This is a genomic window from Paenibacillus sp. JT22N7 (genome assembly GCF_059383875.1).
The window spans coordinates 419,424-445,339 of the sequence record NZ_JBXENY010000003.1; the positions used below are offsets into that span (position 1 = coordinate 419,424).

At 48.5% G+C, this 25,916-nt stretch carries 19 protein-coding genes; 17 read left to right on the forward strand and 2 right to left on the reverse strand.

What is annotated here, in order from left to right:
- Positions 1-137: 137 nt before the first annotated feature.
- The 10 genes from AC50Y5_RS10325 to AC50Y5_RS10370 all read left to right on the forward strand — a co-directional run bounded on the left by AC50Y5_RS10325 (position 138) and on the right by AC50Y5_RS10370 (position 10,446).
- Positions 138-698: an NADPH-dependent FMN reductase gene (locus tag AC50Y5_RS10325; protein ID WP_494860315.1), complete on the forward strand. Its 561-nt coding sequence runs from the start codon at positions 138-140 to the stop codon at positions 696-698.
- Positions 699-747: 49 nt separating this feature from the next.
- On the forward strand, positions 748-1,764 hold the full coding sequence (locus AC50Y5_RS10330; RefSeq protein WP_494860317.1) for a helix-turn-helix domain-containing protein: 1,017 nt from the start codon (positions 748-750) through the stop codon (positions 1,762-1,764).
- A gap of 132 nt (positions 1,765-1,896) precedes the next feature.
- On the forward strand, positions 1,897-3,600 hold the full coding sequence (locus AC50Y5_RS10335; RefSeq protein ID WP_494860319.1) for an ABC transporter ATP-binding protein: 1,704 nt from the start codon (positions 1,897-1,899) through the stop codon (positions 3,598-3,600).
- Positions 3,597-5,342 (forward strand): ABC transporter ATP-binding protein, encoded by a 1,746-nt coding sequence (locus AC50Y5_RS10340; protein WP_494860321.1) that lies wholly within the window; start codon positions 3,597-3,599, stop codon positions 5,340-5,342. The genes AC50Y5_RS10335 and AC50Y5_RS10340 overlap by 4 nt, the downstream gene beginning before the upstream one ends.
- Positions 5,343-5,396: 54 nt before the next feature.
- Positions 5,397-6,377 (forward strand): ABC transporter substrate-binding protein, encoded by a 981-nt coding sequence (locus AC50Y5_RS10345; RefSeq protein WP_494860323.1) that lies wholly within the window; start codon positions 5,397-5,399, stop codon positions 6,375-6,377.
- A gap of 77 nt (positions 6,378-6,454) precedes the next feature.
- On the forward strand, positions 6,455-7,441 hold the full coding sequence (locus tag AC50Y5_RS10350; RefSeq protein WP_494860325.1) for a patatin-like phospholipase family protein: 987 nt from the start codon (positions 6,455-6,457) through the stop codon (positions 7,439-7,441).
- Between the two features lie 192 nt (positions 7,442-7,633).
- Positions 7,634-8,611 carry an alpha/beta fold hydrolase gene (locus AC50Y5_RS10355; protein WP_494860327.1) on the forward strand — a complete coding sequence of 326 codons (978 nt, stop codon included), beginning with the start codon at positions 7,634-7,636 and terminating at the stop codon, positions 8,609-8,611.
- 205 nt (positions 8,612-8,816) lie between these two features.
- A complete protein-coding gene (locus tag AC50Y5_RS10360) occupies positions 8,817-9,491 on the forward strand; it encodes a response regulator transcription factor (protein ID WP_056040410.1) in 675 nt (224 codons plus the stop codon).
- A 406-nt stretch (positions 9,492-9,897) separates the two neighbouring features.
- Entirely contained in the window at positions 9,898-10,128 is a 231-nt protein-coding gene (locus AC50Y5_RS10365; RefSeq protein ID WP_155973424.1) for a hypothetical protein, read from the forward strand.
- Between the two features lie 15 nt (positions 10,129-10,143).
- Positions 10,144-10,446, forward strand: a complete 303-nt coding sequence (locus AC50Y5_RS10370; RefSeq protein ID WP_056040405.1) for a hypothetical protein — start codon at positions 10,144-10,146, stop codon at positions 10,444-10,446.
- Between the two features lie 350 nt (positions 10,447-10,796).
- Here AC50Y5_RS10370 and AC50Y5_RS10375 read toward each other — a convergent pair whose 3' ends face one another.
- Positions 10,797-11,816 (reverse strand): zinc-dependent alcohol dehydrogenase, encoded by a 1,020-nt coding sequence (locus AC50Y5_RS10375; protein ID WP_494860330.1) that lies wholly within the window; start codon positions 11,814-11,816, stop codon positions 10,797-10,799.
- Positions 11,817-12,099: 283 nt separating this feature from the next.
- Between AC50Y5_RS10375 and AC50Y5_RS10380 the strand changes: the two genes are divergently transcribed.
- The 3 genes from AC50Y5_RS10380 to AC50Y5_RS10390 all read left to right on the forward strand — a co-directional run bounded on the left by AC50Y5_RS10380 (position 12,100) and on the right by AC50Y5_RS10390 (position 15,370).
- Complete coding sequence (locus AC50Y5_RS10380; RefSeq protein ID WP_056040404.1) at positions 12,100-12,771, forward strand: response regulator transcription factor; 672 nt, start codon at positions 12,100-12,102, stop codon at positions 12,769-12,771.
- On the forward strand, positions 12,768-13,835 hold the full coding sequence (locus AC50Y5_RS10385; RefSeq protein WP_494860333.1) for a HAMP domain-containing sensor histidine kinase: 1,068 nt from the start codon (positions 12,768-12,770) through the stop codon (positions 13,833-13,835). The genes AC50Y5_RS10380 and AC50Y5_RS10385 overlap by 4 nt, the downstream gene beginning before the upstream one ends.
- 272 nt (positions 13,836-14,107) lie before the next feature.
- A complete protein-coding gene (locus tag AC50Y5_RS10390; RefSeq protein WP_494860334.1) occupies positions 14,108-15,370 on the forward strand; it encodes a cytochrome P450 family protein in 1,263 nt (420 codons plus the stop codon).
- Between the two features lie 96 nt (positions 15,371-15,466).
- Here the strand turns inward: AC50Y5_RS10390 and AC50Y5_RS10395 are convergent, their stop codons facing one another.
- Positions 15,467-16,063: a TetR/AcrR family transcriptional regulator gene (locus AC50Y5_RS10395; protein ID WP_056040398.1), complete on the reverse strand. Its 597-nt coding sequence runs from the start codon at positions 16,061-16,063 to the stop codon at positions 15,467-15,469.
- A 615-nt stretch (positions 16,064-16,678) separates the two neighbouring features.
- Between AC50Y5_RS10395 and AC50Y5_RS10400 the strand changes: the two genes are divergently transcribed.
- The 4 genes from AC50Y5_RS10400 to AC50Y5_RS10415 are packed head-to-tail and all read left to right on the forward strand — an operon-like array spanning position 16,679 to position 25,778.
- Complete coding sequence (locus AC50Y5_RS10400; RefSeq protein WP_056040396.1) at positions 16,679-18,544, forward strand: non-ribosomal peptide synthetase; 1,866 nt, start codon at positions 16,679-16,681, stop codon at positions 18,542-18,544.
- Between the two features lie 31 nt (positions 18,545-18,575).
- The gene (locus AC50Y5_RS10405; RefSeq protein ID WP_494860337.1) at positions 18,576-19,985 is read left to right on the forward strand and encodes a glycosyltransferase; all 1,410 of its coding nucleotides are present in this window, start codon (positions 18,576-18,578) and stop codon (positions 19,983-19,985) included.
- On the forward strand, positions 19,978-25,557 hold the full coding sequence (locus AC50Y5_RS10410; protein WP_494860339.1) for an amino acid adenylation domain-containing protein: 5,580 nt from the start codon (positions 19,978-19,980) through the stop codon (positions 25,555-25,557). Before AC50Y5_RS10405 ends, AC50Y5_RS10410 begins: the two co-directional genes overlap by 8 nt.
- A 26-nt stretch (positions 25,558-25,583) precedes the next feature.
- Positions 25,584-25,778, forward strand: a complete 195-nt coding sequence (locus AC50Y5_RS10415; RefSeq protein WP_494860341.1) for an MbtH family protein — start codon at positions 25,584-25,586, stop codon at positions 25,776-25,778.
- Positions 25,779-25,916: the final 138 nt, after the last annotated feature.

A 25,916-nucleotide genomic window follows, 5' to 3' on the forward strand; every position in this document is an offset into this window, starting at 1 on the left:
GGCTAAAATTGGCTATATTATTCGATGAACGCAGAGCGTAATTTGAATGGAAAGCTAGTCAATATTTTGGAAAGCAAGTAAAATGGTATTTAAGTTAAAGATCGAATCAAGTGTTGCGGAGAAAGGGGCTAATTAAAATGACAAAAACAATTGGACTAATCGTAGGAAGCTTGCGAAAAAATTCATATAATCGAATGGTGGCGCAGACGCTGAGCGAACTGGATGCTTCTATTGCATTTAAGTGGATTGAGCTACAGGAGCTTCCTTTGTTTAATGAAGATTTGGAGGCGGGAGACGGACCAGAGGCGGTACAGGCGTTTAAGGCGGCTATTCAAGCAGTGGATGGCGTTATAATTGTATCGCCAGAGTACAATTCCGGCATTCCGGGCGTGCTCAAAAATGCAATTGACTGGGCGTCCAGGCCATCTCGCGGCTCCGTGCTGCGCAGAAAACCATTTGGCCTCATTGGCGCAACGCCGGGCGGCATGGGTACCGTTCATGCCCAGCTACAAACCCGGCATATCCTAGAGTCCGTCCAGGCGCAGGTGCTTCCTTTTCAGAAGCTGCTTATTTCACAAGTTCACACGAAAGTAGATGCGGAGCAGCATCGCCTAACGGATGAGAAGACGAAGGAATATTTGCAGGCTTATTTGCAAAAGTTTGTGCATTGGATCGATCATATCCCTGCTTTAGATTAAAGAACAACTATAAAATTTCGACACCAGCCGTGGGAGAGGGGCCCAATGAATGGAATCAGCAGCAGAAAGATGGTATGAAATTGCCAATACGGTAAATCGAAACTGCACTTTAGCGGATAATTTGAATCAGCTGTATCGTTCCAGCTCCTCAGAACAGAGGATACATATGCCGGAACAGCTTGGACGCGGTTATTGGCAGCTCAATCAGATCCATTCGTCCATGGAGCTTGTCATATGTGACGCTTCATTCCATAAGGCTACTTCCTTGCAAAGCCTGGAGCGGAACAACAGCTTAAAACTAAGCTTTTGTCTTGGGGAAAGGCTTCAATGGAATGTAGAAGAGCTTGGAAAAGAATATCAGCTGGAGCACGGGGAGGTTTCAGCCTTCGGACATCTTCCCACAAGCAGCAGCTGCCAGTTTAACGTCAATCAGCATATTCGTGGGGTAACTCTCAAGCTGGATCGCCTAACGGAGATTGGCGCTTTACAGCAGCTGCCGCTGCATAAAATTTCATCCATATTGACAGAAAATCGCGAGCCTTTTCATCATTCCTCGATGACGCCGGAGATGAAGCGAATTACGCAACATATTTTTCACTGCAATTATCAGGGAGCGATTAAACAGCTTTATTTAAGCGGGAAGGTGCTTGAGCTGCTTGCCGTTTATTTCAATGAAGCGATTTTGCAAGAGCAACCACAGCCACGCTTGTCAGGATTATCCCGCACTGATATTGACAGCCTGCACCGTGCCAAACAAATCGTCGATGCGCAATTAGTAACGCCTCCTAGCTTGGAAGCATTGAGCAAGCTCGTTTGCTTGAATGAATTTAAGCTCAAAAAAGGTTTCAAGCTGCTGTTCGGCCTGCCTGTTCATGCTTATATTATTAATCGAAGATTAGACGAAGCCTATCGCTTGCTTGAGGAAGGAAAGCTGAATATTACCGCGGCGGCGGCAGCCGTCGGCTTTAGCAAAGCAAGTCATTTTTCAGAACAATTCAAACGAAAATACGGGATCAACCCCTCTGAATATTTCAAATTCTATCCGCTAAAAGGAAACCGCCGCTAAAAATCCGCTTATGGAACCTTTTACTCCCGATTTGGGTATCAGCCCAAACCCAATATATGCGATATTAGCTTATACATCGCGCTTTATGTATGAGAATGATTTTTAATATCAATTATGTTGGGACGGAGTGAAATGAAGACGAAATCAGAATTATCCGGTTTAGTTCAAATTGCCGGCGAGCGGAAAGGGCTGTTAGTAACAGCCAGCATATTCTTGACCCTTTCGAGCCTGCTGCAAATTATACCGTTTATAGCGGTATATAAAATCGTCCAGGAGCTGCTCATTCATGCGCAGCAGCCGGCCAATATGAACAAAGAGCTGCTCATCCATTGGGGAATCGTCGCTTTTGTCTCCTTGCTTGCCATGCTTGCAGCAATGTATGTAGGGGGAATGTGCTCGCATATTGCCGCTTTCAACATTCTTTATGAGCTTCGGGTGCGGCTTGCAGAGCATGTGGCGAAAGTGCCGATGGGATACCATACGAAAACGGCAACGGGAGAGCTCAAGAAGATTATTGAGGTTAGCGTGGAAAAGATTGAAAAGTTTATTGCCCATCAGCTGCCCGATCTCATTAGCGCAATCGTCATTCCAATCGTGTTAATCGGTTATTTGTTTTGGCTGGATTACCGAATGGCACTCGTATTACTGCTCCCAATTGCCGCAGGCGTGTGGCTGCAAACCAGATTGTTCGGCATCACCGCAAATTCATTTCTGACGTTCAAGCAAGCCGTTATGAAATACCGCGATGTTTCTTTGAAAATTACAGATATCTGCAAGACGTCGTACAGCCTCTTTTTTGTCATCATTATTTCGCTGTTTACTTTCGTCGTGCCGATCGGCCTATTGCTGTTCAGCGGTCAAGCAGGCAGCCAGTCCTTCGCCATTACGTTTATTTTGTTCCTCATCGTTACGCCAAGCCTATCGGCACCGCTGCTGAAGCTAATGCATCTAGGAAGCGGGCTGCGTGAAATTGTCGAGGGACATAAGCGGATTGAGGCTGTATTTGCCGAGAAGCTCGCTCTAGAGCCGGCGTCGCCCCAAGTGCCTCATCATTACGACATTGCCTTTCAAGACGTGTCCTTCGCTTATGAGCAGACGGAAAGCAAAGATTTTAAGCCAGTCCTGCAAAATGTAAATTTTGTAGCGCATGCTGGCGAGCTCACTGCCCTAGTGGGTCCATCAGGCGGAGGGAAATCAACCATTGCGAGCTTGCTGCTGCGATTTTGGGAGGTGCAGGAGGGCACCATTTCGATTGGCGGTATTCCCATTCGCGATATTGGAACAGACAAGCTGATGGAGCTCGTATCCTTCGTTTTTCAGGATGTACACCTCTTTTACGATACGATTGAGGAAAATATTCGGATGGGCAACAAGGCGGCCACCAGGGATGAAGTGCAAGCAGCTGCAAAAACGGCCTGCTGCCATGAATTTATCGAGAAGCTGGATCAAGGCTACGCTACCAAAATTGGACAAGGCGGTACGTATTTATCCGGCGGTGAGGCTCAGCGCATTGCGATTGCCCGAGCCTTGCTTAAGCGCGCCCCGATACTCGTACTCGATGAAGCAACAGCCTATGCCGATGCTGAAAATGAATACAACATTCAGCAGGGCATCGCCCAGCTGGTGAAAGGCAAAACGGTCATCATTATCGCCCATCGCCTCTCCACCATCCGTTCGGCTCAGCAGATTCTAGTCGTCCAGCAAGGCAAAATTGTCGAACAAGGCACCCATGAACAGCTGCTCAAGAAACAGGGGCTGTATGAGCAAATGTGGCTGGCCCATCAAAGCGCGGCTTCATGGAAACTGGGCGTTAGAGGAGGGGAGCCTCAGCTGTGAGAAACTACTTTTATAACATTTCCGGCGGTTCGCCTAAAAGCTTATGGCCGTCTGCTATTGCTGCTATTTTGGATGGCATCGCGAAAATCATTCCTGCCGCGCTGCTTGTAGATCTTTTTAATACGATTTACATGTCGTTTGCGCAGCCAGAGCTTGGCCTGAATACGAACCGCATGTGGGTCGTGTGCATAGTACTGTTCGCTTGGCTGCTTGTGGAATATGCAGCTTACGCTTCCCTTTACGATAAAACGTACCGGGCGGCCTACAGCCTCGCTGCATCAGGGCGATTAAAGCTGGCTGAGCATATTCGCCATCTATCGCTCGGTTTTTTCGGCAAACGAGATCCTGGGGACTTGACGAATCTTATTTTGAGTGATTATGGACAGGTGGAGCATACGATTTCTCACAATGTGCCGCAGCTCATCAGCGCTGTCGTGCTGCCCATTATGGCGCTAACCGGTCTTATATGGCTGGACTATCGAATGGCGCTGGCGATGTTTATCGCCGTTCCGCTTGGCGTGCTGTTATTGTGGCTGACGGATAGGCTTCAAGCACGGCTGAGCGAAAACCACGTGCAAGCTAAAAATGAGGCGGCCAGCCGTCTTCAGGAATATTTGACGGGCATTCGTGAAATTAAAGCTCATCATTTGGGCGGCGAACGCTTTGAGCGGCTGCGCCTTTCGTTTGACCGACTAAAACAAGCATCAATCCGGCTGGAAGCGATTATGGGACCGATGATTATGGGGGCGATGCTGCTTGCCCGATCGGGAATGACGCTAATGATTTGGACCGGCAGCTATTTGCTTGTCGGCGGCAGCTTGTCTTTGCCTGTCTTTCTGCTGTTTCTGCTCGTCGGAACGAAAATCTTTGAGCCCTTGACGATTGTGCTGATGAATTACGGAGAAATGCGTTATTCCGCCTACAGTGCCCAGCGCATTATGGATGTGCAGCAGGAGCAGACGCTGGAGGGGAGCGCAAATATTGCGGAGGCTCATCCCAGCATTATTTTTGACCAGGTGACCTTCGGGTATGAGGCGAAGACGCCTGTGCTCAGCGGCGTATCCTTTACGATTAAGCCAAAGACGATTACGGCGCTTGTTGGGGCATCGGGGAGCGGGAAAAGCACCATTACTCGTCTAATCGCGAGATTTTGGGACATTCAGGCGGGGACGATTCGCATCGGCGAGCAATCAATCCGCTCGATTGCTCCTGAAAAACTGCTGCAGCACATTTCTATCGTCTTTCAGGATGTTTATTTGTTTCAAGATACGATCGGAAACAATATTCGGATTGGAAAAATGAATGCCAGTCAAGCGGAAATTGAAGCAGCGGCGAAGCGTGCATGCTGTCATGATTTTATTTCCAGACTGCCGCAAGGCTACAACACGCCAGTTGGGGAAGGCGGATCAACGCTGTCAGGCGGTGAAAAACAGCGGATATCGATTGCACGCGCGCTGCTGAAGAACGCTTCTATTATTTTACTCGATGAGGCTACCGCTTCTCTTGATCCTGAAAATGAGGCGGCTGTCCAGCTAGCGATTAATGCGCTGGTAGCGGATAAAACGGTGATATTGATCGCCCATCGCTTAAAGACGATTCAAAACGCAGATAACATTATCGTGCTCGATCAAGGGCGTTTGGTCGAGGAAGGAACACATGACCAACTGCTGGGCGGACAGGGTATTTACTCCCGTTTATGGCATTTGCAGCAGCAGGTCGAGGGCTGGCAGGTTAAAACCTGAGCTAAGACAGCTGGCTAAAAATCTAGCTTATACATTTTGAGAGGAGAAACAACGATGAAAAAGGCAGTTGTGATGTTGGTGTTAAGTTGTATGATCATATTGGCGGGCTGTGGCAGCCAGCCAGCGAATGGGACGGGGGCGACTAGCCAGCCTGAAACGACGGCAAGCAACGAAGCGGCAAAAACAACGAAAACGGTGAAAAACCCGAATGGAGAAGAGGTTGTTATTCCGCTCAAGCCTCAGCGCATTGCTGATCTTTCTGGAGCAACCGAGGAGCTGCTGCTGCTCGGCAATGAACCTATTGCTACTGCAAATGCAGATTATGGAAATCAAAGCGAGCTGTCGCCGACCATTAAAGACCGGATGAGCAAGGATACGATTAATCTGGACTGGTATGCAGAGCCTATCAATATTGAGCTGGTCACAGCCGCAGATCCGGATTTGATTATTTTGGGAGCCACGTTTAATACGGAAATGTATGAGCAGCTTAGCCAGATTGCTCCTACCATTATTATTCCGCATGCCTATTATGAATGGAGAGAGCGGTTCAGCTTCTTGGCCGAGCTATTTAATGAAGAGGAAAAAATGAAGCAATGGATAGCCGGTTATGATGCAGCAGCAACGGAATGGAAAGAAAAGCTAGCGCCGGTCATCAAGGATGAATCCTTCGGGATGGTTGAAACGTATCCGAACAACATCGTTGTTTACTCTACTACGGGATCGGCGGAGCTTATCTACAAAGATCTAGGCTTGAAACGTACGAAGGGCATACCTGATCCCGAGGATTGGGGCGGCAAGCAAATCAGCTTGGAGGGCTTGTCCGCGATCAATCCAGATCATATGCTTTTAATGGAAAATGATGAAAATAAAATGGAGGACAGCAACGTATGGAACAATATAACAGCGGTCCAAAAAGGCAACATCTATAAAATTTCGAATGTCGATAACTATAACTATTCCTATACGGCCATAGGCCGACTGGAGCTGCTGAACCGGGTTGGCCAGCTTATTTTGGACCATCATAAGGATTCATAATTTCAGGCATAAAACAAAATGCGAAGAAGCAAAATACTCCTATAAGCAGAAATATGCACAGGAGGAGATTGCTGAAAATGAAGGCCGATGCTGTTTTTGAAGGCGGTGGTGTGAAGGGCATCGCTTTTGTAGGCGCAATTGAAGCTATGGAGGCTAAGGGCTATACGTGGAACAAGCTGGCGGGAACTTCAGCTGGAGCGATAGTCGCGGCTTTATTAGCCTGTGATTACACGAGTTCCGAAATTAAACAACTGATGCAGTCTCTAGATTACGTAAAATTACTCGGGCGCACAGGAATGAACAACTTGCCCATTTTGAACAAGACGATTCCTTTGATGGTGAAGTCCGGTATTTATAGCAACCATATTTTGGAGCAGATTATGACGGAGTGGTTAAAGAGAAAGGGAATTGAAACGTTCGGAGATCTTCCCGAAGGGAAGCTGTCCATCCTTGCATCAAACATAAGCAATGGAAAAATCGTTGTGTTTCCTAATGATTTGCCCCACTATGGTTTATCAGCTGCTGCTTTTCCGATAGCGGCGGCTGTAAGAATGAGTACTACGCTTCCTTTCTTTTTTCAGCCTTACTTGTGGCAAACCGCAATTAATAAGAAGCCCTATTACATGCTTGATGGCGGCATGCTCAGTAACTATCCAATTTGGCTGTTTGATGTGCAAGGAATTCCGCGGTGGCCAACTTTTGGTTTTCGTTTATCGGAAAAACGCACTTATGCGCAATCCCAGAACATTAATGGTCCAGTGTCGATGCTCAAAGCTATATTTAAAACGATGCTGCAGGCTCATGATCAGCGGCATGTGGATGAACATTCGGAAGAGCGATCGATTTTTATACCAACCGGAACGGTAACGACGACAAAGTTTGATTTAACGCAAAACGATAGGCAATCGTTATTATTGTCAGGCCAAGTGGCGGCGGAGAAGTTTTTAGAAAAATGGGATTTTGAACAGTATAAACATAAGTTTAGAGACAAAGAAAATGCTGCTGCTATGTCGCTGCAGCCAGATGACAGTCAGCGACATGGGGAAACAACGGTGTATCACTAAACAGTAAATGTAGGTAAACAGGCTGTGGCCGCTGCAGAGCATGATTCTGCGGCGGCCACAGCTTATTTTTTGAAGAAGAATAGCTAGTTGGATCGTATGGCAGGTTAGCAGAATAAACAATTAAGCTGGAATTAAGATAGAGTTTTCTCTTACATAAGATTGAACCGCTATAATGTGACTATGATAAGGGGAGTGGGACAGACGAGAAAATGGGTTAGACGGTTAGGGAAGACAGTAGCTTTTGGTTTGCTTGCTATCGTTGTGCTATTGGGAGCAGGAGCCGTATATGAACAAGCAAGCATCCGAAATGATTTGAAATCTTACACACCTAGCGGTAAGCTTTACAAGGTGCATGGGGAAAATATGCATGTATATACGGGCGGCCAAGGGGATGTAACCGTTGTGTTTGCCTCCGGTTGGGGCACCGCCAATCCCTATGTGGATTTTTCTCCGCTATATGAGAGGCTCGCACCTCATGTGAAATTCGCCGTTTACGACAGATTTGGCTATGGCTATAGTGATACAACAGATAAGAAGCGTGATATCGATACGATAACGGATGAAATTCACGAATTGCTGGAGACATCTGGTCAAAAGCCGCCTTATCTGCTTGTGGCACATTCGTTGGGATCGCTGGAAACCATTCGATATGCACAGAAATACCCAGACGAAGTTCAAGGAATTGTGATGCTGGATGGCGGAAGTCCGGAATATTATTACAACGATTCTGAAAAGCCAGTAAGTAGCACCCTCAGTAAGCTCCTGATCAAAACGGGTGTGATTCGATTACTATTTCAATCCGACAGCGTTATCGAAAGCTCGCTTGCTGCTCGCAACGGATTGAAGTTTGTGTCCGATGACTTAAAGAAAATTGATCATACAGCATCGTTGCTTAAGCTTGAAAATGCCAATATAGAGGACGAGCTGCTGCGTTCACAGGCTAATGCAAAGGTCGTATTGGATGCGAAACAGCCGTTTCCTTTTCCGCTTACAATATTGACGGCTGATTATTTAGGGGCGAGCGAAGAGCTGTGGACCAAAACCCAAGCAGCGTTTACATCCTGGTCCTTGCAGCCGAAGCAAATCGTTGTTAAAGACACCGAGCACTACATTCATCAATACCAGCCGGAGCTTGTTGCAGAAGAAATATTGGCTTTGGCTAAGCGCTAGACAAATAAAGGAGATCGCCCTGGTTCGGGCCATCTTCTTTTTGGCATTTGTACTGTATCGCGAGCCTTCTTGTTACTCAAGCTATGCCTCAAAAATATCGTCAATTTCCTAGCATCATGATGCAGGAAGAATAGGACAATCCCCATTTAGTTGTAGTATAATGGTTACTTCAATAAGAGATGGAAAATAGGAAAAGAGGGACCGAATGCTTACAATACTGGTTGCTGACGACGATGCGAACATTCGCGAACTTGTCTGTTTATTTTTACGCAACGACGGATTCGCAACAGTTGAAGCTGCGGACGGCAAGGAAGCTCTGGACGTCTACGCTTCGACGCATGTCGATCTTGTTGTACTCGATATTATGATGCCGATTATGGATGGCTGGACGTTATGCAAGGAGCTCAGAAGAGCCAATCCTGATCTGCCGCTGCTTATGCTGACCGCACGAGGCGAAACATGGGAGAAAGTGAAGGGGTTCGAGCTTGGGACGGACGATTATTTGACGAAACCATTCGATCCGTTGGAGTTGACGGCTCGGGTTAGGGCATTACTGAAACGATACCGGATTGGCTCCACGCAGACGATCCAGTTCGGCAACGTCATTCTTGATCGGCAGTCCTATAAGGTGATGAGAGGGAGCGAGTCGCTCACTTTGCCGCTCAAGGAGTTCGAATTGCTGTACAAGCTTGCTGGAACTCCCGGGCAAGTGTATACGCGCGAGCAGTTGATCGATCAAATTTGGGGGATCAATTACGCTGGGGATGATCGAACAATAGACGTACATATTAAACGACTGCGCGAACGGTTCGGGACTACACCGGAATTTCGCATCGAGACGGTGCGCGGACTTGGCTACCGGCTTGAGGTTTATGAATGATCAGCTCAAGTCTTACCATCTTCAAATTTATGATGAAGCAGACTAATTCCAGTCTTACGGAATGTTAAATGGGCACAATCCTGCCACTGTAACGATGGAACAAGTAAATAAAGTGCTCAGCGGAGAAGTGATTTAAGTAAATCCGAGGGGTCATCGTCGCACTACACATAATTCGGATTGTCCAAGCCGCAGTTGCAGGAGAATTCACTCAATGTCTTAAGCTCTTGTCCCTAGCTGGGGCAAGGGCTTTTTTTAAAAGCAGGACTCTCATTTGGAAAGCATCGGTATCAATAACTCGATTTAGCCGACAAAAAATCAAAATTTTGTTGTCTAACATAAAATGAATAAAAAATATCTAAGGAAACAAAATAAGGTGGCAAAGATTTTAGGAAAGGGGACTAGCAAATTGTATATTTTGTTAGCGATTTTAGGAATAGTGGCTTGTGTTTACGGGGTGTTCGGATCAATCATGGTTTCCCGAAAGCTGCAAGTGAAAAATACGACCCTTGACAAGGATGTAAGTTTAACAACGGTCAAGCATCCGATCATCGCGAATCCAATCTTCATGATATATGTAATCGCCCCTGTGATAACGATCGTGCTTGCAATGATATGGATATTCCTGAAGGAGTCATAAGAGGAGGGCACGCGCATGGAGAAGCAAAAATATTATGTTTCAGTTCAATCCAAAACTATAATGACTAGGCAAGGAGATGCCTCATACGAATTCGAAATCGAAGCAACGTCGGAGGAATTGCAACAGTTGTTGTATTTGTTTGAAGAAATGGAAAATTTCGATAACGAAAGTTTGTTAAGAAACTCCATTCCAGGAATTCCATATCATCACGATCTCGAGAATGACGGATATGATTACTATCTCAAAGAAATATACAATACAATAGGGCATCTAGGAACGGCAGAGACAAAAGAGCATATCCAGTCAATGAATCTATAATGCCGACTTTGCTTTTTGTAAAAAAACTGTAGAACAAAGGTCGAGTATTCGAGATGGATGGCGCTTTAGTAAAGTCAGAATCAAACAAGATGTCAAAAATGTAATCGCTCGCATATCCGACGTGTGCATTGGCATTTCTCTACAGGATCAGAAGCGTATATTCGAACGTTTTTTTAAATCCGATCGTTCTCACAGTTTCAAATGGCAGGATTGGAACTTTCCTAACTGGAGCAGGGGGTGAGATACGTTCCTTGAATAAGACAAGCTGTTGTCCCAATAAAGGACAAGAGCTTGTCTTGTATTTACACTGGCTTCTCAAAGGAAAAGCTTCAGTGATTACATGATAGATTTTATGTTAAATCGACAACCACTTTAACCGTACCTTTAGCTTCAATGGCTTTAGTAAAGGCTTCCTGAATATCATCAAGCTTATAAACCTGCGTAATAAGGGTGGACAGCTCATTTTTAAAGCTTGAAAGATGCTGGACCACCTTGGAAAAATCCTCATGTGTATACCCGCTGGAGCCTTTAAGCTGTACTTCTTTGGACATGACCTGCTGCAAGCTAATCGGCACATCGGTTTTATAAACTGCAATAATTGAAATTCTGGCTTTAGGCTTCACGATTTTTATGATGGCTTCAAACAAAACGGGAGCACCCGCCGCATCTATAAATACGTCTACATCTGGTACTTCAACACCATAAACGTTCACGGTGCCAAAATGTCCAGCCAATCCCTCCGCAAGTGTCGTTTCTGCCGTATTGACGGTCAATGCGCCTAATCCGGCAGCTTTGGACAGTCGCCATTCGTCAATGTCGACCACACAGACGTGCTTCATGCCTTCAGCAATCAAGCTGGCTGCAGCGAGAAGACCGATAGGACCTCCACCCATAACGACAATCCGATCTTCAGACTGCGGGTTTGCGCTGAAAGCGCCGTGTCGTCCGACGCTCATCGGTTCGATCAGTGAAGCTACCTCTACGGGAACACTTTTATCTATTTCATATAAGTTATAGTTAAGTTCAGCTTCTTCTATTAAGACATACTGTGAAAATCCGGAACACTCCAGCGATTTGCGCCTCCCGACTTTTTTGGCTGTAATCGGATTAATGCCTACACGCATTCCCATTTCAATCTGGGAAGAAACTTCGGACCCTATTTCCACAACATCGCCGACCATTTCATGTCCAAATTCCGAACCAAGAGTAATCCCCATATTGCCTGCACCGACTTTGACAATATTAATATCTGTACCGCATATGCCGCCACGCAGATTTCTTACGAGAACATCCTTTGGGCCTACAACAGGAATCGCTTTTTCTTCAACTCGAATGTCATTTTTGCCAGAATAGATCGCTGCCTTCATCATGTAACTTCACTCCTCATGAATGTTAATCGCTCAACCGCTTTTTCGCATCTGTTAAGTCGTAATCGGATAGACTAAATACTTACAACAGATTCCAATGATCGATTGGATGTCCTAATCATGCAATAATAATGTTTCAAAGTTGTTAAAATAATGTTTATGAGATATTAATCGTGAAAATAAGAACGATTCAGGCCTCATGTTACTTGATATCGCGGCTTAGCTTAAACAATTTTTTAACAACTATCTATTATGATGATACTAATGCGTCAGAAAGGATGTTTTTATGATCAATATACTTGTAGTGGAGGACGATACAAAGCTTAACCAAATTTTTTGCGCCTATTTGTCCAAAAATGGTTACAACGCTAAAGGTTGTCTGAACCCACGTGAAGCTTATGATTTAATGTATAACCATATCTATGATCTTCTCATTTCCGATGTTATGATGCCGGAGATCGACGGTTTTGAATTTGCAGAGACAATAAGGGGGATCAATAAGACCATTCCCATTCTTTTTGTTACTGCCCGTGATGATATATCCTCCAAACAAAAAGGTTTTTTTGCCGGCATTGACGATTACATGGTTAAACCGATTGATTTGGATGAACTGGTTCTGCGGGTGGGTGCCCTGCTTCGAAGAGCGAATATTGCCCATGAAAAAAAACTGAGGGTAGGAAGCCTGCTGATGGACGCAGACGATATGACCGCTACAGTAGATGGCAAGGAAGTACCCGTGACGGTTCGAGAATTCAACATCCTGTACAAAATGCTTTCCTATCCCAAACATACCTTTTCGCGTGCCCAGCTTATGGACGAGTTCTGGGGCATTGAAAGTCAAACCAGCCTGCGCGCTGTGGACGTATATATTGTCAAGCTTCGGGACAAGTTTTCCTGCTGTGAAGGTTTCAAAATTATGACCGTGCATGGGCTAGGCTACAAGGCAGTGCTGCAATGAATAAGAAACAGAAACCAGATGCGAGAATGAAGTCACCTCTTTTTTCATGGAAAGAATTTGTGGTCACTTATTTAGTGTTGTCTACGTTGACTGCGGGACAAGCGCTAATCTATGATGCTTATCGGCCAATAGAACACGTGCCGTGGCCATACATTTTCGGAATCTCGGGCTATTGGATTATCGTTAGCCTTATTTTTTGCCTGGTTACCGCAAGGCAGAAGTACAAATCCTTTGACAAGCCCATGCGAAAACTCAGCGAGGCGGCCAAGCAGGTATCAGAAGGAGACTTTTCGGTCTATCTCGAGCCTATACACAGAGCGGATAAGAAGAACTATGTGGATGTGATGTTCGAGGATTTCAACAAGATGGTGGAGGAACTGAACAGCATTGAAACGCTGAAAAACGACTTTATTTCCAATGTATCCCATGAAATCAAGACACCGTTGTCCGTCATTCACGGTTACGCTACGGCACTACAGCAGGATGATTTGCTGCCGGAGCTGCGAAAGGATTATACCGCTACCATTATTTCTTCTACCAATAAGCTAGCAACACTCGTCGTCAACATCCTTAAGCTGAACAAATTGGAAAATCAGGAGATTGTGCCTGTTGCCGAGCCCTACGATCTGTGCAGGCAGCTATGCGATTGCGCGCTATATTTTGAAAATGCATGGGAAGAAAAAAGGATCGCATTTATGGTGGATATAGAGGACCGTGCCATCATTCGCGCTGAAGAGAGTATGCTGGAGATCGTGTGGCATAATCTTTTCTCCAATGCTTTAAAATTCACTTCTCCCGGAGGAACGATCACCCTAAAGCAAATTTCGGATGAACATGCGATCACTGTCATGGTATCAGACACGGGCTGCGGGATGGACGAGGAGACGATGAAGCATATTTTTGATAAATTTTATCAAGGCGATCCTTCCCATCATGCGGAGGGGAATGGCCTCGGTCTTGCTCTTTCGCTCCGCGTAATTGAATTGGTAGGCGGTGTCATTTCGGTTAAGAGCGAACCTGGAGAGGGCACAACCTTTACAGTCCAATTAAAAGTTGAAAAGTAATCAGTGCGCAGCAGGGCAGCCTGGATTCGAACAATCGAATTCAGGCTGCTTATTTTGTTTAGCCGTATGGGAGCAGCAAGGGGTAGGGGGAAAACGCTTGTATTTGGTTAAAGTTGACAAGAGGAGAGTTCTCCGTTTAATCTTAAGAAGAGATTATGTGGAAAACTATCCACTTAATCTCAATAAAAGGAGGGGAGCAGGATAACGTAAGTCTCCATTTATATAACCCATTTTCATTAAAATAAAAGGCAGTAGCGAAAGGATGGTTTAAGATGAATTATTCCGATAATAGTGTATGTGAAAAAGCAGCGCTTAGCCTGTTTAGTAGTGACAGTCCTGAAAACCCATTTCCGATTTTCGCGCAGCTGCGTGAAACGGGAGCTGTTATTCCTATTACTGTGCCTATGGGTGGCACAGATCGCCAGCAATGGTTGGTCACGCGAATGGAAGAAGTGTCTCAGGTACTTAAGGATCATGCCCACTTCACTGTAGACCCAGAAACGATCGGTGGCAGCAACGAATTTAAAAAAGCCTTTATGGAAAACGCAGATGCATCCGCTCCAGATACCTTTTTCACCGGAAAATCCATGCTATCTGTCGATGATCCTGATCATCGGCGGTTACGCAGGCTGGTCTCCAAAGCCTTCACGCCCAAATACATGGAAAGCCTTCGACCGCGTGTGCAGAAGATTGCGGATGAATTGCTGGATAAGGTGCAAGCTCGCGGTGAGATGGACCTTGTCAAAGATTATGCCTATCCTTTACCCATTCACGTAATATCCGATATGCTTGGGGTACCTGAAGCAGACCGCTCGCAGATCCATGACTGGTCTAAAGCGATTTCACATGGTTTGGGTCTTGGTGTGCGCGCACCGGGAGTAGAGGAACATTTGCGTGCTTTCGGTGAATACACGGCGGAGCTTGTTGCTGACAAACGCAAGCATCCAGCTGATGACTTGATCAGCCAGTTAATCGCCATCGAAGAAGAGGGGGACAAGCTGAGTCAGCCAGAGTTGATCTCCATGATTACCCTATTGATCTTTGCAGGCCATGAGACGACCTCAAATCTCATTGCCACAGGAACATTGATGCTGTTAGATCATCCGGAGCAGCTGGAGAAGCTCAAAGCTGATCTTAGTCTGGCTCCGTCCGCCTTCGAAGAGCTGCTTCGTTTCAATGGACCAGCTACCATGTCGGGACCTCGCTTTGCAACGCAAGATATTGTACTTGCTGGTCAGCTGATTAAAAAGGGAGATATGCTGATCCCTTTATTGAAATCTGCAAACCGGGATGAATGCCCGTTCGCACAAGCAGAAGAACTGGATATAACTCGTACGATTAATCGCCATCTTGCTTTCGGTCATGGCATCCATTCCTGCTTGGGCGCGCCACTAGCTCGTGTAGAGGGAGACATTGCATTTCAAACGCTGCTGAGACGGATGCCCAACCTGCGGCTCAGCATTCCTCGGGAAGACATCTCCTGGCATTTCGCGCTGAGCTCACAGAGTTTAGCTGCCCTGCCAGTCGTTTTTTAGGGAAAAGACTACAAAACATGCTTCATTCAAAACAAGCCTAATTCAAGCGGCAGATTGCCGTCGATGAATTAGGCTTGTTCTCATGAATGTGATGTATTAAAGAAATGTCTGGCATAGCTGCTCCAAAATCCGGTCGGGCGAGTTGCCGCGCACATTTTTTTGAAACAGATACGAATCGCTGCTGAGGGCGTTCATAAGCATATCTGTTTTGAATAAGCTGAGGGGCTGTGGTTGGTTGGTTTCTGCTATCCATTCTTCAATCAGCCCAAGAAGCAGCTTATGAAATTTGTCATAGATGGGACTTTTCGTTCTGGGGTCCGGCACATTATTAGCTGAATTCTCGACACCGGCAAGCAGCTGCGCATTTTTCTCTCTGAACTGAATAAACACAGCAAGCAGCCCACGCAATCGGTCATAAGGCGGGCGGTAGGCATTCTCCTGCAAGTATTCCTCAATATCCTCAAACAACACCGTCACGTTGTCTTTGATTAAATGCATGCACAGATCACTTTTGTTGCGGTAACGCCGGTACAGGGTTCCCGCTCCGATTTGCGCTTCGACGGCGATCTGGTTCATGCTGACCTGCTCGACGCCGTGGAGCTGAAATAACTTGTTAGCCGCATCCAGAATACGCTGGCGGTTCTCGGCGGCATCACGGCGCTCTGAACGGTAGATTGCATTTGTTTCATTCACTGTTTATCACTTCCCATCCTTCATCTGAGCCCCTATTACAAGTGGAGAATTATCCGCTTAATCCTAGTAAAAAAGAGAGGAATGTGCTGACTGAGGAAGTCTGCATTGAAACAGTAGCAGTATTTTTTCTATGAGTCAACATCTAATGCAAGGTGGAGTAAATATTTATTTGTACAAATAAGATCGAAAAAAATAAAAAGAAAATAAGAATAAAGTGAAGGGATACCTAATAGATATAAAACGGCTGCTTGATATGAAACTTTTTTCTTCTTTAACTTAAAGCAATAAGAATAAGAACACAACAAGCCGACGGATGACCTCTTGAATCTGGAGTTCATCTGTTTTTGTGAGGATGTGGAATGACTGAACTGTAAAATAGATGCAATATTTACAAATAAAACAAACCCTCTAAAGCCTTCCCATCCACGGAGGCTTCTTGTTGTGTGGCTGCAATTTGCTAATGTTTGAGAGATTGCCGGAAAGGGTCATTTTAGCGTTAAAGTAGTGTTAAAGAAGTCATCCCAGCATTAGCGCTTTCTACCATATTCAAGTAGGATATTCTATGCACATGTTTTAGCATTATCGTGATGGTCACTACATATGAGGAGTGATTGAATGCAAGCAAAAAGCTTGGTTCACCAGTTATTCGAGCAGCAGTCGGAACGTACGCCTAGTCGTGAAGCTGTTAGATTTGAGGAGAAGTCAGTAACGTACGCCGAGTTGAACCGCCGCGCGAATCGGCTAGCGTATCGCTTGCGTGCGATCGGTATCGGTCCTGACGTGCTGGCAGGCATCTGCATGGAGCGTTCGATTGAACTGGTCGTCGCGCTGTACGGCGTCCTAAAGGCAGGGGGCGCTTACGTGCCGCTGGATCCGGATTATCCGAAGGATCGGCTAGCCTACATGATTCAGGACAGCAAGGTAAGACGAATCATTACGCAGCGTCAATTTGCGGAACAGTTCGCTGGGTTCGACGGTGATGTATTGATTTTAGACGAGTCAGAGCCATTGGATGGATATGGAGATGAGGAGGGAAACCCGAATATTGCCTTGCATGAGAGCCATCTGGCTTACATGTTCTATACCTCCGGATCGACGGGAAGGCCGAAGGGGGCAATGAATACGCACGCTGCCATTCGCAATCGGGTTCTTTGGCTGCAGCACACTTTCGAAATGGAGGAAAATGATAAGCTTCTTCAGAAATCTCCATACAGCTTCGACGTATCGGTATGGGAATTTTTCTGGCCGCATATATGCGGAGCATGCCTTGTCATGGCCAAGCCCAAAGGCCACCTTGACAACGAATATATGTGGGAGGTCATCAAGCGCGAATGTATTACGTTCGTGCAATTCGTTCCGACGATGCTCCAGACGTTCTTGAGTGCGGAGCAGGCTCAGGACCTCCCCTTTCTGAAACATGTTTTCTTATGCGGGGAGCCGTTGTCTGCCGCGCTGAACGAACGGTTCTGCCGTACGATGTCCGCGCAGCTTCACAACTTGTATGGTCCGACCGAGGCAGCGGTATTCATTACCAATTGGACCAGCGATCGCAGCTTGAACCGTTCGGTCATTCCAATTGGCAAGGCTATCCCTGAGAATGCTATGTACGTATTAAACGACCGCTATGAACCGGTCGCACCTGGTGAGATTGGCGAGCTCTTCATCAGTGGCATCGGGCTCGCGCGCGGTTATTACGGCAGACCGGACCTGACGGCCGAGCGATTCGTGCCCGATCCATACAGCAAGGAACCGGGGGCACGGATGTACCATACCGGAGATCTCGGGCGCTGGCTTACGGACGGAAACCTGGAATGTCTGGGCCGCAACGACGATCAGGTGAAGGTACGGGGCTTCCGTATCGAGCTGGGCGAAATTAGCACGGTGCTTGAACAGCATCCAGGAGTCAATCAAGCTGTGACGGTTGTCTGCGAGGATCAGCCCGGAGACCAGCGCATTACCGCCTATTTCATTCCAAATGCTGAGTTCGCTCCCTCGATCAGCGAGCTGAGGAGCCATCTACAGCAGCATTTGCCAGACTATATGGTCCCTTCTTATTTCGTTGAGATGGAGGCCTTCCCACTTACCCCTAGCGGCAAGACGGACCGCAAGCTCCTGCCGAGTCCGACGCTGTCACGCCTGATGATTGGCCAGGCGTATGTTCCGCCGGAAACCTATATCCAGAAGGAGCTTGCCGTGATTTGGTCAGGTTTTTTCAGTTTCGATCAGCTCGGGCTTGACGACGATTTCATCGACTTGGGCGGCCATTCGCTCGTCGCAACTCAAATTCTTGTCCGGTGTGGACATGTTTTCGGCGTGAAGGTATCGCTGAAGGATATGCTCACACAAGGAACGACGATTCGCGCCCTCGCGTCAATTATTGAAGCCAATCTGCTTGCGGAGACTGACGATGCCGAGATCGAAGCGCTGTTGAGCGAGATGGAGCACCTGTCGGAAGAGGAAATTGAGGCGCTGCTGAAGTAACAGTCAGTAGATGATCAGGAGGAGACGATTCGTGGCAAATTTCGTTCTTAGCACGCATATGACGAACGGAGATGTACTGCCGTTTCTGCGGTTAGCGTCTGCACTTCGCCGGCGCGGTCACCAGGCAACCCTGGTGACTCACGGCGTATTTGCGCCGCTGGCCGAGAAGTCCGGCATCGCTTTTCGCGGCATCGATAAACCAGAGGAATACACCGAAATCATGAAGGATCTATACATGATGGAGGATCCGCTGAACAAGCCCGACCTCTATGAAGCTTACCAACGCAAGTATTATTCGAAAGAGAAATTCCAGCAGGAGTATGACATCCTGACGGAGCTGTGCCAAGCGGAGGACTCCGTGCTGATCTGCAAGGAGCGTGACGGCTTCGTTGCAATGATCGTATCTGAGATGATGCATGTGCCAATCGTCACGGGCGTACTCGCGCCCAGCTATGTGACGCAGCTGCATATTTGGGAAGAGCTTGGACTGGACTTTGCGATATCACTTATTAACACTTTTCGCAGCGATCTTGGACTTACGCCAGTCTCAAGCTGGACATCATGGATGGGCGCCGTGAAAAAAAACATCGGTTTCTGGCATGAGAGCTTTGATGCTGCTGTGGAAGCACCAGAATGGGCGCTGAAGGTGGATACCGTCGGATTTCCGCTGGCCGATGCGATCGAATATGAGCCTTTGCCAAACGACCTGCTAGATTTTATCCGCGCCGGCGAACCGCCTCTCTTGATTACGGGCGGGACAGGGAAAATGATTAAGCCGAATTTCTACCAAGCGGCAATCGAGGGCGTCAAGCTGCTGGGGCAGCGAACCATACTTGTTACGAGGCATGAAGAATTCATTCAAGGCGAGCTGCCGGATCATATTCGCTGGTACAAGATTTTGCCGCTCGCCAGTGTATATCCGCTAATCAGCAGCGTCATCCATCACGGCGGAATCGGTACGATTACGGGAGCCATGACCGCCGCTGTGCCGCAGCTGGCGCTCGCAGCCGATACGGATCGTCCAGATAACGGAATGCGGATCAAGCATCTGGGCATAGGTGATTATTTGCCGCCGCTTCAGTGGGAGCCCGCGCTGATCGCAAATGCCATAAAGGGCATTCAGACAAGCACAGTGAAAGAGCGCTGCCGCCAGTTGGCAAGGGTTATTGCGGAGCATGATACGATGGCAGCGGCCTGCACGGCCATGGAATCGGTAATCGGCAAGCCCGACTGCGCCATTGCCTCGGATCAGCTTATTGCTGATTACGTTGCAGCGCAGCGCCAGCAGCCCTTGCCGAGCGCAGTGACCGCGCCTGATCATCGCCTGGATGAGATCAATCAGTCACTATCAGCAGGCAAGCGTTCACTGTTATCGCAGTGGCTGGTGCAGCGCCAGCTCGGAAGTCATCCCCTGCCTTTGAAGGAGGCGCACTATGAGTAAAACGATTGATCGCATCGAGCAGCTTTCGCCCGAACGACGGGCGCTCCTTGCCCTGAAAGCCAAACAGAATAAGGCAAAGGCTGCCGCAGCTTCGTCGGTAATCCCAAAGCAGCCTAGGCAAGCAGGGGCTAACAAGTTTCCTCTATCATTTCCGCAACAGCGAATTATGTTTTTCGAAGAATATATGCCGGGGACGGAGCGGTACAATTTTGCCAACGGCTACAAGCTCATCGGCAAGCTGAATGTCTCTGCCCTGCATCGCACGCTGAACGAGATGATCAAGCGTCATGAAATCATGCGCGCTGTTGTTGCTTATGAGAACGACGATTACGTGCAGATCATTCGCCCCGAGCTGAAGATCGACCTCCCAATTATCGAGTTGGCTGATGAAAACAAGGTCTATGAGCTTATGGAGAAGGAAGCCACGGCACCGTATGATTTCCTGAACGGGCCGCTTGTGAAGGCAATGCTCTTCCGCTTGGATCCCGAAAAGCATGTTCTCGTCTGGATGACGCATCACTTAATCTATGATGGCTGGTCAGCCGACGTGTTCGACGAAGAGCTCGCCGCGATTTATCGTTCCTTTGCCCTGGAAGAGCCGCTTTCCCTTCCGGAGCTGCCGATTCAATACCCGGACTTTGCCGTCTGGCAGAGGCAGTGGATGACAGGATCGGAATACGAAGAACAGCTGCGCTACTGGAAAAATAAACTGATGCCAGCACCGGCGACGCTGGATCTGCCGACGGATTACCCGCGCCCCTCGATTCAAGTTGAGCGCAAAGTCGGTTTCTTCAGCCTGACGCTCGATCCATCATTCTCGCAGCGTATCCGCGAAGCGAGCAAGCAGCTCGGCTGCACGTCTTTTGTCCTGCTGCTAGCCGCTTACAAGGTACTACTCGCAAGCTACAACGGCAAGCAAGAAATCGTTGTCGGCACGCCCATGGCGAATCGAGGCAAGCAGGAAATCGAGAAGCTTGCTGGCTTCTTCGCGAATACGGTCGCGCTTCGCTCCGCGATTGATATGGGCAGCAGCTTCAGCGACTTTATCTCGGCAGTCCGCGAGACGGTGCTGGAGGCGAATGATCATCAGGATTTGCCATTTGACAGAATCGTCGAAGAGATGAATCCAGATCGTGTTATAGGCCATGCGCTATTTTTTGATACCATGTTTCTGTTCGAACGGCATGGGCAGGCGCTGAGAGAACTGCCTGACCTTGAGATTGTACCGTTCGTGGGTGATCGTACGCGAGGCGGGATGCTGGATCTGACGATGACGGTATTCGAAAATCAAAAGTTAGGCATGGAAGTTACATTGACGTATCGCCTAGATCTATTCCGCGAGTCGACAATCCAGCAAATGGCGGAGCATTACTGCATGATTTTGGAACGCGTAATAGACAATTCCGCGATGCCGATATATGCAGTTGCAGCTCTCTCGGGCGAACAGCTGCAGAAGGTTCTGGTCGACTGGAATGCTGGCGAGTCTACCGGTACAGAGCTCCAATTGCCGCATCTTCTCGTGGAGCGTCAATCGGCTCTTACACCTATGGCCGCAGCTGTATGCTCAGAGGGGCGTACACTTACCTATCTTGAGCTGAATGAACGGGCTAACCGCTTGGCGCACCATCTGCGTGGTATGCAGGTCGGACCTAATACAACCGTCGGCCTTTACATGGAGCGCACTGTCGATATCATCGTCGGCTTGGTCGGCATCTTGAAGGCAGGTGGTGCCTATGTGCCGCTTGATCCTAAGCTGCCGGTGGAGCGCTTGCGAATGATTGCGCAGGAGGCTGAGGTATCGGTCATCGTGACCGAGGAAGCCTTCGCCGATCTGCTGCCGCAAAACGAGGAGGCAGCGTCGGCGCCCATACGCATGGTTTCGCTCGACCGGGATTGGGATAAGATAGCGCAAGAAGATGCGAATAATCCCGAAGTAATCTCAAAGCTGGACGATCTTATGTATGTGCTGTTCACGTCCGGATCAACGGGGAAACCGAAGGGCGTGGCGGTGGAGCACCGAAGTTATGCCAACTATTTGGAAGGCATTATGCAGCGTTTGGCGCTGCGGGAAGGCCTCCATTTCGCCATCGTCAGCACGCTTGCTGCCGATCTTGGAACGCCGATGATCTGGGGGGCATTCGGAACAGGAGGCACCCTGCATGTCATACCGTATGAGCGTGCTGCTGATCCCGATGCTTTCGCCGCTTATTGCGAAGCGCATCCGATCGATGTTATGAAGATCGTTCCAAGCCATATGGAGGTGCTGCTCGGCGTAGCAAATCCCAGCGTCATCATACCGCGTGAATGCTTGATTCTTGCTGGCGAAGCCTCGCATTGGGGGTCAATTGCAGACATTCGGCGCCTTCGTCCGGGCTGTCGGATTCAAAATCATTATGGTCCTACGGAGACAACCGTTTCCGTACTCACCTATGAGGTGCCAGTAGGTGGAAGCGAGCAAGATCATCTTGCAGTGCTTCCGCTTGGACGTCCGATACCGAACGCGCCGGTCTATGTGCTTAACGCTAATTTGCAGCCGGTTCCAGCTGGCGTCATCGGCGAGTTGTACATCGGCGGTAGCGCCGTGACGCGCGGCTACTACGGCAGGCCAGATCTGACGGCCGAGCGATTCGTGCCGAATCCGTTCACAGATCGACCGGGAGAACGGATGTATCGCACGGGCGACCTGGTTCGCCATTTGCCTAACGGCATGATTCAGTTTATTGGACGAATGGACCAACAGGTCAAAATCCGCGGCTATCGGATCGAGACTGGCGAGATCGAGCATGTTCTGCTGCAAATGGGAGGATTACGCGATGCGGTCGTGACTATTCGCGAAGATGAACCGGGAGACAAACGGCTGGTTGCCTATTTGGTACCGGAGCAGCGCTTGTTACCAGACGCTCAGGAGCAGGCTGTACGTGGAGCGCAGCTTGATGTAAGCGCGATTCGAAAACACATAAAAAGCATTTTGCCCGACTATATGCTGCCTTCGGCCTTTGTCGAGATCGAGCGGCTGCCGCTTAACGCGAACGGCAAGCTGGACCGTGCAATGCTGCCTGCGCCAAGCGCTGCAAATCGAGCGGGAGACAATGGCTTTGCTGCGCCGGAGACCAAGGAAGAGCATGAAATCGCCGCTGTTTGGCAGGAAGTATTGGGGCTCGAACAGATCGGCATCAACGATGAATTTTTCGACCTTGGCGGTGATTCATTCAAGGCGATTAAGGTCGTACGCAAGATGGGCAATTCCTTTAGCGTAATGGACCTCTTCCAGTATCCGACGGTGCGTGAGCTGGCCGAGCATCTCGCATCCGGCGCTACACGGAGCGACGATCTTCTGATCGAATTCAAAAAGGCATCGAATATCGGGGGCAAAGCGATTACGCTAGTCTGCGTGCCGTATGGCGGCGGCAGCGCAATTACGTTCCAGCCAATGGCGAAGGGATTGCCTCCCAACTACGCCCTGTATGCGGTCGAACTGCCCGGGCATGATTACAGTCGACCTAGCCAGTTGCTGGCCTCGCATGAGGAAACGGCGGCTCGGATTGCTCAAGAAATCAAAAGCAAGGTCAAGGGTGAGGTTTATCTCTACGGCCATTGCTTAGGTGGGGCAATGGTGCTCCGCACCGGGTTGCTGCTGCAGGAAGCAAATGTAGAGGTAAGCGGGATTTTTATGGCGGGCACCTTCCCGGGAGCAAGATTGCCATTCAAGCTGACGGAATGGTGGCATCGCTTGTTTCCGCGGGAGAAGTGGACGTCTGATAAGTTCGCACGCGACATGCTCCGCGCCTTTGGCGGCTTCGATGACGAGATCTCTCCGGAGGAGCAGAAGTTCGTTCTGCGCAACCTGCGGCATGATGCACGGGAGGCGGAGGATTATTACACGGCGCTCTACGCATTGCCGAATAAGCCGAAGCTGAAGGCACCTGTAGCTTGCATCGTGGGTGGCGCTGATCGAATGACCGAGTTCTACGAGGAGCGTTATATGGAGTGGTATGATTTCAGCGAGGATGTGCGATTGCATGTTGTTGAGCATGCCGGGCATTATTTTCACAAGCATCAATCGGACCATGCCGCGAAAATCATGTCGCAGCAGATTCGTGCATGGGAGGAAGAGCGTGACAACGGGGAAAGCCGAACGACAATGAGCCCTATTTCTCAGACTGCTTCTGCTCCTCAGCAAGTACCAAAACTTGCGATGGAGCACAAGCAAAAGCAGAAGGATATTCAGCCGAGCGTGAAATCTTTTCTCACGGTGACGCTGTGCTTAATCATCGCTACAATTGGCACGTCACTGACCGGATTTGCGCTTGGCATCTGGGTATTTCAGCATACCGGGTCGATTTCGGATTATGCGACGATCTCGCTTTATGCGATTTTGCCCACGCTGCTGCTGCTTCCGGTGGCCGGTGCGGTTGTGGACCGCTATGATAGACGAAAGGTAATGCTGGCGGGACAAATGTTAGCGTTAGGCTCGGTAATTTTCCTCGCGACTATGCTCTATCTGGATGCGTTGTCACTATGGGCGATCTATGTGGCTGCAGGCATCGGATCAATTTCAGGCGCTTTCACGATGCCAGCTTATCAGGCAGCAACAGCGCAACTCGTGCCGAAAAGGTACTTAGGACATGCAAACGGATTAGGACAGCTTGTCATGTCCTTGAACGGGATTATGGCACCAGCGCTAGGAGGAGCTTTGGTTGTATTGATCGGTCTGCAAACCATTGTTGTTATCGATCTAGTGCTGCTGAGTTTATCTATAGTCATCCTTTCACTGATCCGATTCCCTAACCTGATGTTCAAGAAACGTGAGGAACCGATGAGCAGGGAAATCGTCGGAGGGTGGAAGTACATTATTCAAAGGAAGAGCATGGTCGCGATGGTCGTGTTTTTTATCGTTGTCAATTTTTTCATGAGCTTATATAACGTGCTGACAACGCCGTTTCTGCTGCAGTTCATGACTGCTGACAAAGTAGGCATCGTTATCGCGTTTGAGGGTGCAGGGTTATTTATCGGCTCGATCCTTATGACGATATGGGGCGGGTTCGACCGCCGGGCGGACGGAATGGTCGGTTTCGTTATGCTGACCGGTTTATCGATAGCGGTTGCCGGGATCTATCCTTCGCTTGTAACGGCAGCCATCGGCTTGTTCGGCTTTGGCTTTGCGCTGGCGCTTATCAATACGCACTGGCTGGCACTCATACAGACGAAGGTAGGGCTTGAGCTGCAAGGCCGCGTATTGGCAACGAACCAAGTTATGGCCTTCAGCATGCGTCCGCTTAGCTTCCTCCTTGCAGGACCGCTTGTTGCATCTGTTTTCGTTCCGCTTGCATCGGCGCTGCCAGCTGGTACAGAAGCTGCCGGGCTGTTTGGATCGGGAGGCGGAATGGGTATTGGGCTGTTGATCACTTCGATTGGCGCCATCTTGTTCATCTGGGGATTGCTTGGCATGCGTTATCGGCAGCTGCGTCATATGGAGACAATTTTGCCGGATGCCGTGCCGGATGCCGTTATTATACGAGATAAGGATCAGTTGCAGCAAATAGCAGACCGCCAGATGGGCGTCGGAATTTAATTGTGGAATAGGGGAGGTTACTTTTGATGGAGAACGAAATACTAGAATTCAGCTACAAAGTAGTCGTCAATGTCGAAGAGCAATATGCGATATGGCCATTGCATCTGAGCAATCCAGAAGGCTGGAGCAATGCCGGCAAGAGTGGGACGAAGGAAGAATGCCTGGCTTATGTGAAGGAAGTATGGAGCGACCTGACGCCCTTAAGCCTGCGTCAAGCATGAAGTTGTTCCAGCCATCTGTGCGTTGCGCATGGATCGGCGTTCGGTCCAAGAAGAGCTTGAGCGTATTGCCCGCCTGCTATTGAAGTAGTAGAGCGAAGGGTTCCCAATTACACAGCTTTGCCGGGCGTTGTTCGTAAA